Source organism: Paenibacillus sp. GM1FR, from assembly GCF_002803315.1.
Classification (GTDB): domain Bacteria; phylum Bacillota; class Bacilli; order Paenibacillales; family Paenibacillaceae; genus Paenibacillus; species Paenibacillus amylolyticus.
In genome coordinates this window covers 968,916-980,948 of the sequence record NZ_MKZL01000011.1, presented here as the reverse complement: position 1 = coordinate 980,948, position 12,033 = coordinate 968,916, and the positions used below count along the sequence as shown (strand labels likewise).

At 44.7% G+C, this 12,033-nt stretch carries 10 protein-coding genes; 3 read left to right on the top strand and 7 right to left on the bottom strand.

Annotated features, from left to right (window positions below):
• Positions 1-26 precede the first annotated feature (26 nt).
• Positions 27-1,253, top strand: a complete 1,227-nt coding sequence (locus tag PAEAM_RS10130) for a glucose-1-phosphate adenylyltransferase (protein ID WP_100527400.1) — start codon at positions 27-29, stop codon at positions 1,251-1,253.
• Positions 1,254-1,383: 130 nt separating this feature from the next.
• Here the strand turns inward: PAEAM_RS10130 and PAEAM_RS10125 are convergent, their stop codons facing one another.
• The 5 genes from PAEAM_RS10125 to PAEAM_RS10105 all read right to left on the bottom strand — a co-directional run bounded on the left by PAEAM_RS10125 (position 1,384) and on the right by PAEAM_RS10105 (position 6,921).
• Positions 1,384-2,892, bottom strand: coding sequence for a sensor histidine kinase (locus tag PAEAM_RS10125; RefSeq protein WP_100527399.1), 1,509 nt, complete (start codon positions 2,890-2,892; stop codon positions 1,384-1,386).
• Positions 2,889-3,587, bottom strand: coding sequence for a response regulator transcription factor (locus PAEAM_RS10120; RefSeq protein ID WP_017688086.1), 699 nt, complete (start codon positions 3,585-3,587; stop codon positions 2,889-2,891). The genes PAEAM_RS10125 and PAEAM_RS10120 overlap by 4 nt, the downstream gene beginning before the upstream one ends.
• Positions 3,580-4,917, bottom strand: a complete 1,338-nt coding sequence (locus tag PAEAM_RS10115; RefSeq protein ID WP_165789870.1) for a hypothetical protein — start codon at positions 4,915-4,917, stop codon at positions 3,580-3,582. Before PAEAM_RS10115 ends, PAEAM_RS10120 begins: the two co-directional genes overlap by 8 nt.
• Positions 4,918-4,921: 4 nt before the next feature.
• Positions 4,922-5,647, bottom strand: coding sequence for a phosphonate ABC transporter ATP-binding protein (locus tag PAEAM_RS10110; RefSeq protein WP_036613671.1), 726 nt, complete (start codon positions 5,645-5,647; stop codon positions 4,922-4,924).
• 83 nt (positions 5,648-5,730) lie between these two features.
• Positions 5,731-6,921, bottom strand: a complete 1,191-nt coding sequence (locus PAEAM_RS10105; RefSeq protein ID WP_100527398.1) for an MFS transporter — start codon at positions 6,919-6,921, stop codon at positions 5,731-5,733.
• 380 nt (positions 6,922-7,301) lie between these two features.
• Between PAEAM_RS10105 and PAEAM_RS10100 the strand changes: the two genes are divergently transcribed.
• The gene (locus PAEAM_RS10100) at positions 7,302-8,222 is read left to right on the top strand and encodes an ArsR/SmtB family transcription factor (protein ID WP_036613670.1); all 921 of its coding nucleotides are present in this window, start codon (positions 7,302-7,304) and stop codon (positions 8,220-8,222) included.
• A 49-nt stretch (positions 8,223-8,271) separates the two neighbouring features.
• Positions 8,272-9,036 (top strand): HAD family hydrolase, encoded by a 765-nt coding sequence (locus PAEAM_RS10095; protein WP_036613669.1) that lies wholly within the window; start codon positions 8,272-8,274, stop codon positions 9,034-9,036.
• Between the two features lie 35 nt (positions 9,037-9,071).
• On the opposite strand, the gene PAEAM_RS10090 is transcribed toward PAEAM_RS10095, so the two are convergent.
• Together PAEAM_RS10090 and fur are read right to left on the bottom strand one after the other, a co-directional pair.
• Positions 9,072-11,411 carry a type IA DNA topoisomerase gene (locus PAEAM_RS10090; RefSeq protein ID WP_100527397.1) on the bottom strand — a complete coding sequence of 780 codons (2,340 nt, stop codon included), beginning with the start codon at positions 11,409-11,411 and terminating at the stop codon, positions 9,072-9,074.
• A gap of 125 nt (positions 11,412-11,536) precedes the next feature.
• Positions 11,537-12,028 (bottom strand): ferric iron uptake transcriptional regulator, encoded by a 492-nt coding sequence (fur, locus tag PAEAM_RS10085; RefSeq protein WP_036613667.1) that lies wholly within the window; start codon positions 12,026-12,028, stop codon positions 11,537-11,539.
• Positions 12,029-12,033 lie beyond the last annotated feature (5 nt).

Sequence of the window (12,033 nt, the reverse complement as noted above, 5' to 3'; positions counted from 1 at the left end):
CACAATATTTTGGGAGGGAAACGATTATGTTTAATAAAGATTGCATCGCTATGCTGTTGGCGGGAGGAGAAGGGAAGCGATTAGCCCCTTTGACCTCGAGTATCGCAAAACCCGCTGTACCGTTTGGCGGGCACTACCGGATCATCGATTTTCCTCTCAGTAACTGCGTAAACTCAGGGATCGATACTGTAGGAGTATTGACGCAGTACCAAGCGGAATCTTTACACGATCACATCGGTGGAGGAGAACCATGGGGACATGGCAACTCAAGTGAGGCAGGAATATCCTTGCTTCCATCTTATCATACAGGAAATGACGAATACTTGGGAACGGCGGATGCTATTTATAAAAATATCGACTATATTGATCAACAAAACCCCGAAAATGTTCTAATTTTGTCGGGTGACCATATTTATCATATGAATTATCGCGATATGTTGGAGGCTCATCAAGCCAATAATGCCGCAGCAACGATTTCAGTTATGGAAGTTCCATGGGATGAAGCACATCGCTTTGGGATCATGGCTGCCGATGCTGATTTGCGTGTAACCGAGTTTGCCGAGAAACCGGCTGAACCAAAAAGTAATCTGGCTTCAATGGGCATTTACATGTTCAAATGGGATTATCTGAAACGCCATCTCTTGCAAGATGCCGCTAACCCTGAATCCAGCCATGACTTCGGTAAAGATGTTATTCCTCAAATGTTGAACGAAAATAATCCCCTCTTTGTCTATAATTTTAATGGTTATTGGAAAGACGTAGGTACGGTTAAGAGCCTTTGGGATGCACATATGGATCTGTTACACAACGAGGAAGACTGGAGTCTGCAAAAAGAAAACTGGCCGATGTTTACTCGCGACTGGCGCTCCAAGCCAAGTGCTTACAAAGCAAGACATACAAAGATCGAACATGTTACTTCCATGATTCACGACTCTTGTGCAATCGAAGGTCGTTCAGAACGTTCCGTTATCTTCTGCGGTGCAGAAGTGGGTAAAGGCTCTGAGGTTAAAGACAGTGTTGTTATGCCTAACGCACGCATAGGCCGTGGGGTTCACATCGAACGCGCCATCATCGGTGAAGGTGCAATAATCAAGGACGGTGCAATCGTTAAAGGTACGGCGGATGAAATTGTGGTCGTTGGACCTAACGAGATCGTCTCTGCCAAACCGGCTGTCCGTACGCAACCTGTTCGTATGTTGAAAGAAGTATATGAAAAAAGTGGGCGCCTGCGCACTGGCGAACTTTCTTCATAATGAAGTAAACATAATATGTAAAAGGCGAGCCTCAGATGGCTCGCCTTTTTTTGGTGTTGATGTTGATATGGATATTATAAAGCGTACATGCTCGATCATCAGGTAGAAAAATCGCTTATCTTTTAAAACCTTAAGACTTTTCTAGATCTGATTTTGTATCGCTTGCATCACTAGCTGTTCGCTCATCTGTGACTTCAGCATCACCAGACGCGGTTACAGACTCTTCTGGACCCATCTCCTCAGCCACAGCCGGTAATGTAACCGTAACGGTTGTACCCGATCCGAGTTCACTTTGCATCGTGATCGTTCCCTCATGCAGTTCTACCAATTCTTGCGTAATCGCAAGACCTAGTCCCGTTCCCCCATTTTGATGATTCACTTGGAAGAAACGGTCCCGTACTTTAATTAAATGTTCTTCACTAATTCCGATACCGGTGTCCTGAACAGCTGCAATGATCTGACCATTCTCCTCTTTGACCGACAAGAAGATCCAGGAATTCTCATGTGAAAATTTGATCGCATTATCCACAACATTCAGGAAGACTTGTTTCAGTCTGTTACCGTCTCCATGGACATTATAAGCACGAGTCTCGTCCGTTTCCAACTTGAGATGGACCTGTTTTTGTTCCGCTTTGGCCCAGACATTCAACATCGTTTCCTGTACAATTTCACGAATGTTGACGGTTCCTTTGACCAGCTTCATCTGATTCTGCTGCAATTTGGAGAAATCCAGCATCTCTTCAACAAGTCCAATCAGTCGTTCGGTTTCCTTGGAGATAATACCCATACCGATACGGGTTTCTTCCGGATCATAACCGCCTGAATCCAGTGTCTCGCTCCAGCCTTTGATACTGGTCAGAGGTGTTCTTAATTCATGTGAGATCGAAGAGATAAAATCATCTTTGATCTGATTACTGCGCACGATTTCATGTGCCATGAAGTTAAGTGTTGATGCCAATTCGCCCAGTTCGTGCTTATAATTCCCCTTAACCCTGACATCCAGCCGTCCTCTAGCCATTTGGGCAGATACTGCGGTGATGTTATTAATTGGACGTACAATGGAATTTGCCATACCAATGCTGATGATCAATACAAGAGAAAGCACAGCAACACCTACAGCAGCTGCAAGCAATCCCATCACTAGTAATTTTGAATTAACTAGGTCAAGAGATGTCAAGTACCTGACAACGTAAGTATTCTCGCCTCCAAGGTCAAGTTTATGAGATACTGCCATCACTTGTTCTCCTGTAATTGGCTGTCTCCCGACCCAACGACCCACATTCCCGTTCATCGCCTGAGAGATGTCACTGGTCTGAAGAACAGCATGTTCTGACTCAAATGCCGTAGAACTGGCCAATACTCTTCCGTTCAAATCGAGAATTTGTAATTCAGTATTATCAAGTTGAAGATTCACAAGCAGATACGATAGATTATTACCATCTTCTGCACCATTCACTAGAGACAAAGGTTCTTTAAAATCATTTGTCATCGTAATCCGCTGGTTTATAGTATTATAGATACTCTCATAATAGTATCTTTGCACTGCAAGCATAAATATGAATTCAACTAACAACAGAGCAAGAAAAACTACGATGAAGTAATGTAATACGATCTGTCGCGTAATGCCTTTTTTAATCATTGCTCCCGGCCCTTCCATTTGTAGCCGTGACCCCATACAGTCTGGAGGTATTCGGGCTCGGAAGGATTGTTCTCAATTTTCTGACGCAGACGACGAATGTTGACATCCACAATTTTGGGATCACCCATGTACTCTTTGCCCCATACATGATCTAACAACACATCGCGGCTGAGCGGTGTATTTTCTTTTTCCAGGAAAAACTGAATTAAGGAAAACTCCGTTGGAGTCAATTCAATGGCTTCATTCTGTTTCTTGAATTGCTTCGAGATCAAGTCCAGTGAAAATGGTCCAGACTGGAACGTAACCTTCGCCGCAGTTTCCCGGTGCACGTTCACACGGCGTAATAAAGACTGAATACGCGCAATCAACTCTGTTGGGCTGAAAGGCTTACTTACATGATCATCTGCACCAACAGAGAGTGCGTATACTTTATCTTGTTCCTGAACTTTGGCGGTTAAGAAAATGATACCCAGACGTTCATTGGTCTCACGGATCCTGCGACACACCTCGAAACCATCTATACCAGGTACCATAACATCCAGTAGAGCCAGATCAATGTCAGGTACTGTTTGCAGTATGCGAAGCGCTTCATGCCCGTCTCCAGCTTCAAGTACTTCGAATCCGTTTCTCTTCAAATTGATTACAATAAAACTGCGGATGGATTCCTCATCCTCAAGAATAAGTACTTTACTCATTAAGTTCTTCCTTTCTATTTGTCTGCGATAAATTTTCTAAGAGTCCAGGGTTCCCATCAAGTTGAGAACCACGTGAAGCAATAATATGTTCATTGTTCCGTGTAATTTCTTTCCAACTCTTTCCCTTCTCCTGTTCCCACTGCGAAAGTGTGAAGTATTTAATTTCACCAACAGTTTCATCAGTGTCAATCATTTTAAAGCGAATATACTTGTTTTTTTCCGATTTAGTATCAATAGTTATTTTCCCATACCAATCCGATTTGAGATTTAAATGGAATGAATTTGCATCGTCTCGATACTGAAAAGAGACAAATTTCTTCCCATCTTTTCCATCCCATTGGTAAAAAGTATAGAACCACATTCGCTCATCAAAAACATAATGCTCCCAACCCTTTGGTGTTTCTTTTAATCCAAACTCAATAATATCATCATTATTGACATCACTACTTAAAATTTTGTCATCTCTATAAGTTTGATCGGGTGATTTGAAAGCATTTATCAATTTATCGTCTTTTACATATATGATCTGTGAAAAAGTACTTCGATCATCTAACTCAGCATCCAAAACAATACCCATTTTGTTCTCAGCAATCTGTCCGCCGAGTGCGCTATATATTTCTTTAACAGTATAGTCAGTCTGCATGCGATCAACTTCTTTAAAACTACCCTCATTAAATTGATATAAGGCAATTGTGGCAAAACCACTCGTATTTAATGTCACTATCACAAAATCACTTTCGTTGTCCCCATTTAAATCCAGCGCGTTTCCTTGAATATCGTCAATAATAAATTGATTGTAGGGCACACCACCCATTACCTGTTCAAGGGCACCTCCTTTGTAGGAGTAGGCCATTAAGGCTTTCTGGGCTTCAACACTTACCCCGAGAACAATGTCTGGATTTCCGTCATCTGTAATATCCAATAATTTAAATGATTGCAAGCTATTCCCCGGAACGTCAAATGTAAGTTTTTTCACCCATGTATCACCCTGTTCCTCTAAGAGCATTCCATGAATCCGCACATTCTCATTAGGGGTTTCGTAGAAAACAATAGCCTCACGAGTACCATCACCATTCAGATCAGCAACACGAATCATGCTTGTATTATTCAGATCTTTGGGCCGGATTAACTTACTCTCCGATGGTTGTTCCTTCTGTACAATCGTATATAATTTCTCCTTGTCCATGGACATCATAGGTTGCTTCATCAGAAGCTTGGGATCACTTATGACTGTACATCCGCTTAGAACAGAACCAAGCATAATTGCCATAGTTCCTGCTGCTACAAAGCGTCCCCACCGTGAATTAAACAATCTCATCACTCTTTTCAATAGTTTAAATCTGGTTTTTTTCTTGCTGTGTCAGTCTTCGTCCACGAATATCAAAAGCAATCTTGCCTTCTGCCAATCCCCAGATCCGTGTGGCATGTTTCTCAGCAAGTTCAATAGGCAGTACTGCAATGACTGTTGCACGTTCTTCTTCACATAATTTGCGCAGCGTTTCCAGCACCGAATCTGCTGTGTGAGGGTCAAGACCAATCACTGGTTCATCGGCCAAAACCACTTTGGCACCATGAGCAAGTGCTCTTGCAATAGCAACACGCTGCTTCTCGCCACCACTGAGCTTCTCTGCTATTTGATGTGCTTTATCAAGTAATCCCAATCCTTCGAGATAATCCATAGCACCCATATAATCATCGGAACGTACCATACCGGTTACCATTCTCCATACAGGAGTCTGACCCGATCGTCCGATTAATACATTTTTAAGGGCCGTACGTCTAGGAAATAATTCTGGATTTTGTTCCAAGTATGCCCATTCCCGTTTGATTTTCCGTTTTCCAGACCAGCCTTCTTTCAAAATCTCGGCGCCATCCACCGTAAACCGGCCGGAATCCCATTTTTCCATCATGGCCAAACATTTAAGCAACATGCTTTTACCGCTACCGCTTGAGCCAACTACAGCTATCATTTCACCCTGTTGCATATCAAATCGAATATCCCGTAGAACGGGAACGCGGTCCACGCCAACGGATTTACTCAAGTTCTCTACTCTGATCATCGCGATGTCTCCTCTTGTCCATGTTTTTCCCTACCACTAGTGTACTCGGAAATGGACATCAATTTCCATGCGAACACCAGCTTCTATTTTAACACAGATTCGAGCTCAGGTTTACGACGAAATAATATACCTGCCAAGCCGAAAAGAAGGTACAGGATTCCGAGCAAGGTGAACATGCTTCCGGGTGAAACCCAGTTGATCATCTGACCACCCAGATTCGGTCCAATAATACTTCCAATCGTGAAATGAAAGGAAGCAACGACGTTGGCTGCAGGCAGCAACACCTTAGGCAAAATGTCTGCGGCATAGGCCAGGCCCAGTGAGAAAAAGGAGCCGACCAGGCCGCCTGCGATTGTTAACAATACAAGCGTCCACCAGAAATGCGTACCTGCGACTGGAACCAGCATGAAGATGATTCCCCCGCTGATGCCCGCAAACATCAATATCTTCTTCCGCCCATATCGGTCACTCAACATTCCGAGAGGTAATTGAAGGAACAAACCTCCAATCCCGATAAAAGGAAGCAACGACGAAATCTGATTGGTATCGAATCCAATACGTAGCCCATAAACGGGGAAGTTACTATTCATACCCGCTTCCATATATCCGTATAAGAGTGCTGGTAAAAGTGCATACCAGGCCCATGCCAGACTACGACGGAAGCGACGTTCAGGCAGTTGGCCATGCTCTGCTTTTTCCGGTTTTGTATCCGGAAGCTTCATTAATACCAGTATAAGTACTGCTACTATACAGATGAACAAGACCCAGAAAGGGACAGCATCACCGAAGCCAAGCAGCTTAATTCCCAGCGGACCAATACTGAATCCCAACCCGTAGGACATGCCATATAGTGATATGTAGCGTCCACGCTTTTCAGGAGCGGTAACAAGTAGCACCCAGAGCTGAGCCGCATAATGAAGTGCGCTATCTCCTATTCCAACGATCAGACGCAATATGAACCATATTTTAATATCTGGTAAATACGGAAATAGTATTAAAGGGACCATGACTAATATCAGGCCACCTACAATCAACTTTTTGAAACCGAATGCACCCAGTAGTCTCTCCGCAACGAGAGTCATGGCAAAAGAGCCAATGTACAACGCGGCGGCGTTTAATCCGTTTAAACCTGGTGAAACCCCTTTTTGCTCCAAAAAAATCGAAAGCACAGGTAGCAAAAGCCCCTGACTTATTCCCGCCACCACAATAACCGTAATCAAAATGAGATAGTTGGCTGTCGAGTGTGATAGTTTGGGACGAGTAATCGATGACACGAATTCATTCCTCCTGCGAGCACACAAAGAAAAATCGCCATCGCTGACGACTTTTGTATGTTATACATATGGTTTTAAACTGCTATTCAAAGATCAGGGCTTTGCCCCGGACTTGAACATTATAGTGGACAACGCCCTGCAAAACAAGCCATAATAGAGGTTGTTCAAAAAGTTCACTTTTGATTACGAATCATGCCTAGTGGCATCATCAGCTTCGAAGATGAATTTCAGCCGAAATGTCCGTTGCTCACGTAGTTTTCCTACGCTCCGCTACTCCATTTCCATCTTCTTGGTACTGAAAACCAGACTTTTTGAACACGCACTAATCGTACTTAAGTCGCTGCGTACATTTAGATGTGACGGGAGGATTCTGCAACAATATGGCTTATCATGTGAAAATTGATGTTTCACCGATATATGAAATGCTCAACAGCTTTCTGGTTTATGTCACGAAAAAATGGATTCAGCATCTGGATATTGGTCCTGAATGGATTCTGGAAGTGGAAGGCAAACTAAGTTCCAATGTACGGGCTGCGCTCGCACCTGCTGCCACTTGGCCTTTTGATGATTTTGATGTTTTGTTTGCATGGGCAGCCTATCAAAATGATACATCGGAGAATCGTGATTTCCTGGACATGCTTGCCGGAATGACAGCGGAAGACCTGTTTGCACGTGTGTCTCCTCTTCTGCCGGCTCTTACTATAGAAGAATCTACTCGCATTCGGAACAGTTATGTCCCATTATTGCGACTATGGGATGAACACTACTGTCAGAATATGAGCGAAGATCAGCGTGTGTGGCTGGAAGAAGATGCCGAAGAAAAACGCATTTTGCTTGATAAAATGGGCTCTGAACTGCTTATTGAATATGCTACAGCGGGCGTTCTTGTTGAACCGATGCCGGGACTGAACGAAGTCATCCTGTTTCCAACGGTGCACAATCGTCCTATTAATATGTACTGTTTCTATGAGGGTATGATGATCATGCAGTATCCCGTAGATGCACCTGAAGAGAACGAAGACCAGCCACCAACATGTCTTTTACGTTTTACCCATGCGCTGGCTGATCCCGAAAGACTTCGCCTGCTTCGTTACGTATCGGATGAACCCAAATCCCTCGCTGAGATGTGCGAAGAACTGGGTAAAGACGAAGACACGGTCAAAGACCAGGTGATGGCGCTACGCATCGCAGGTCTGCTACGGACCCATCTGCTCGGAAGTAACCGTAAAGAGAAATACAGTATTCGGCCGGATGGCGTATCTGAATTAAATATGTTCCTGGAATCCTATATTCGCATTTAATTTAGTTGAATCATTGTGGATTTACTGGCTACAAGGAGTGAGTTAGATCATGAAAATAATGAAACAACATATTTTGTTTGACCTTGATGATACACTCGTATATTGCAACAAGTACTTCAACCTGATTTTGGGAGAATTCTTTGAGAATATGCAAGAGTGGTTTGATGGACATTCTCTGACAACACAAGAGATTCGGGAAAAACAGCTGGAGATCGATGTAACCGGAGTGAACAAGCTTGGTTTTGCGAGTCATCATTTCCCGCAATCCCTGATTGATACCTATCGTTATTTCTCCGGCAAGTTTGCCAGATTAACCTCTCCCAGAGAAGAATCTTATCTGAGCAAGTTGGGTATGAGTGTGTACGATCAGGAGGTTGAACCCTACCCTCATATGGTTGAAACGCTTGAGAACCTCAAGGGTGCTGGACACTCCCTCTACTTATATACGGGCGGCGAAACCGTGATCCAACAGCGCAAGATTGATCAGATGAAACTCTCGGCTTATTTTGATGATCGGATCTATATCCGACAACACAAAAACGTCGAGGCACTGGAAGGCATTCTGTCTAACGGTCCGTTTGATCGTCGTGCAACATGGATGATTGGCAACTCACTACGCACAGATATTATGCCTGCGGTAAAAGCCGGAATTCACAGCATTTATATCAAACAACCGAATGAATGGCAATACAACATCGTAGAACTTCAGCCTAATCCGGAAACGTCGATGTATACCATCACTGCACTGGAAGAAGTCCCTAAAGTCATACACGAAAATATACAACAGCAGCAACAGAAAAGGACCCTTGGTTAAGGGTCCTTTTGCTGTATGTTAACTGTTAACTAAGATCAAGCATCCTGCTTCTCACCAGATAATTTGCCTGTTACTACGTCCTGCAAAATAATACGTGCTTTCACCATACTCCCGTCTTTTCGTTTAAACGACAGTACTTGTGTACTCCCCTTCTCAATCAGCGATTTTAACATCGTACTGGTAATTTTTTTGCCCGCATACTCTTTCCAGACCACAAATGAACAGCCTTCCTTGAAACGTGAGCATCCATAACCCTTCTTGCCCTCTATAATCTGACCCGTGCAGCCAGGAGAGGGGCAAGGTGCCAGTAACTCTCTCACTCCCGATGGGCTCGCACTTGAGGACGGCGCCTTGGTGGTCGCATTTTTCCCACTGCCGGCTCTCGATGAAGATGCCGAAGTCTGACGGGACGTTTTTACAGTTGAACCGCCACTAGCCGTCTTGGCTGATGTCCTTGTATTGCCTGCCTGGGTTCTGGCTCCCTTGCCTTTCCCCCTGCCTGCCCGTGAATCTTCTCCAAAAGCATCTGCTGGAGCAGGAGCTTGTACACGCACTTTCTCAATGATGGACAAGGTGAATTTCTTGACGTTCTCCATGAACTTGTCCTGACCTGCCTCACCTTTGGAAATCTGATATAACCTTCTTTCCCATTGCCCGGTCATCTCAGGTGAAGTTAACAGATCCACACCCGCGCGACGAATCAACTCAATAGCTGTTCTGCCTTTGAGCGTTAACTGCATTTTCTTCCCTTGCAGCGTAATGTAACCTACGTTTTTGAGGCGTTCAATTGTAGCCGCACGTGTAGCCGGAGTACCCAGGCCACTATCTTTCATCGCGTCTCGCAGCTCTTCATTCTCGATCTGCTTGCCTGCACTCTCCATCGCTTTCAGCAATGTTCCCTCGGTATAACTCTTGGGAGGCTGGGTCGCCTTCTCCTTGAACTCACTCTTCGTGCATTGAACAGGCAATTCAGGTTGCACACTAAAAGCCTTGTCCGTCCACTCTTCAGCTTCCTCTTCCTCATTGCCGTTTTTCTTGGTCTTCTTCTTGCCTGCACCGCCCTGTTCCTGATCTCCAGAACCGAGAACCACTTTCCATCCGAGGGACAACAGCTCTTTGACAGATGTCTTAAACTGATGTTTCTCCACTTCGGTGAGCACGGTATGTTGCTTATACTCTGCCGGAGGATAAAAGTGAGACAAGAAACGTCTGACAATCAAATCATAGATGTTCTGCTCATCCTTGGATAAGGTACCTGGTCGCTTCAAAGTAGGTAGGATCGCATGGTGATCCTCAACCCTGCTCGGATTACATACCCCTTTATTATTCTTATGAACAAGCTCTGGCTTGGCCCCTTGTGCAAGCTCACTATAGGTACCATTTTTAAGCAGGTTTAGTGTTTTGTGCATACCTTCAATATTCTGTTCTGTAACATAGTTGGAGTTTGTCCGCGGATACGAAATTACCTTGTGTTTTTCATACAAGGCCTGTGCGATATCCAGTGTTTTTTTGGCTCCATATCCAAACTTGGCATTGGCTTCACGCTGTAAAAGGGTCAGGTCATACAAACGATACGGATACTCCTTCGTCTGCTTCGCTTCGTATTTGGTAATCTGCCCTGTCTTGCCCTTCACACTGGCTGCAATGGCCTCTGCTGCCTCCGCATCGGTCAACTTATCTCCCTGACGCAGTCCCCGGTACTCAACACCTTCCTGCCGAAACCAGGCGGCTACTTCATAAAAGGTCTGTGACTGGAACGCTTCAATCTCGATTTCACGATCGTAGATTAGCGCGAGTACCGGCGTCTGCACACGACCTACAGACAACAATGCATTATGGCGGGTTGTAAACGCCCGTGAGGCATTCATCCCGATCAGCCAATCGGCTTCACTTCTGGCGCGAGCAGCATGGGTCAGATTTTCAAATTCAGAGGCATCCTTCAGACCATCAAAACCACGTCTAATGCTCTCTGCCGTCAAATCCGATATCCATAAACGCTTTACAGGCTGACGCAGCTTCAATTGCTGTTGTATGAGGGCGAAGATGTACTGACCTTCTCTCCCTGCATCGCAAGCATTAACGATCGCTGAAGCCCGTTTTGCCAGTTCTCCAATCATTTTAAGCTGATCTTTAGTCCTCGGATTGGGTACAATCTTGAACTGATCGGGTATGATCGGCAGGTCCGCTATATTCCAGCGTTTGTACTTTGTATCATAGGCATCCGGTTCAGCCAGTCCAAGCAAATGCCCTATCGCCCAAGTGATGATGTAATGTTCACCCTCCAGATACGTGCGATTGTTCTTGGCCTTTGGTTCTATGACGGCGGCAATGGTTCGACCCATGTCGGGTTTTTCCGCTATAACCAGTGTCTTCATCCGTCCATCTCTCCTCCTTCACCGTCCGCATGACGGCAAAAAGGGGCATTCCGCCGACGGAAGCCCCTTGCTTCTGAAACTCATTATATCAGATTTTGGATTCGGGAGCACCTTCCCGAAATGAATTATCCTGCTGCCTGCTCCTTTAATACATGCTTTTGTCTGCACTCTTTGCACACACCCTGGAAATCCAGACGATGATCCGTAACAGCAAAGCCATACTGACGCTCGATTTGTTGTTCCAAACGAAGCAGACCATCTTCCATAATCTCTTCCACTTTACCACATTCTGTACAGATCAAATGATGGTGATGATGGGAACCGTCTGTACTTCGCAGATCAAAGCGCGCAGCGCCGTCACCAAAGTTAATCTTTTCAACGACCTGAAGGTCACTCAGCAGTTCGAGAGTGCGGTATACGGTAGCCAATCCAATCTCAGGGAACTGCTCCTTAACCAGCAGAAATACTTCCTCTGCGCTAAAATGATCCTTTTCATGTTCAAGCAATACACGTACAGTAACTTCCCGTTGTTGTGTTAACTTATACCCCTTTTCAACCAATTGATTTTTAATGTGAAAGATCTGTTCTGAAATGGACTTGTCCCGGTTACTTGCCATAGCAG

Excerpts from the sequence above, each read along its gene's own strand:
- PAEAM_RS10130 (WP_100527400.1), top strand. The coding sequence starts at position 27 with ATGTTTAATAAAGATTGCATCGCTATGCTGTTGGCGGGAGGAGAAGGG.
- PAEAM_RS10125 (WP_100527399.1), bottom strand. The coding sequence starts at position 2,892 with ATGATTAAAAAAGGCATTACGCGACAGATCGTATTACATTACTTCATC.
- PAEAM_RS10120 (WP_017688086.1), bottom strand. The coding sequence starts at position 3,587 with ATGAGTAAAGTACTTATTCTTGAGGATGAGGAATCCATCCGCAGTTTT.
- PAEAM_RS10110 (WP_036613671.1), bottom strand. The coding sequence starts at position 5,647 with ATGATCAGAGTAGAGAACTTGAGTAAATCCGTTGGCGTGGACCGCGTT.
- PAEAM_RS10100 (WP_036613670.1), top strand. The coding sequence starts at position 7,302 with ATGGCTTATCATGTGAAAATTGATGTTTCACCGATATATGAAATGCTC.
- PAEAM_RS10095 (WP_036613669.1), top strand. The coding sequence starts at position 8,272 with ATGAAAATAATGAAACAACATATTTTGTTTGACCTTGATGATACACTC.
- PAEAM_RS10090 (WP_100527397.1), bottom strand. The coding sequence starts at position 11,411 with ATGAAGACACTGGTTATAGCGGAAAAACCCGACATGGGTCGAACCATT.
- fur (WP_036613667.1), bottom strand. The coding sequence starts at position 12,028 with ATGGCAAGTAACCGGGACAAGTCCATTTCAGAACAGATCTTTCACATT.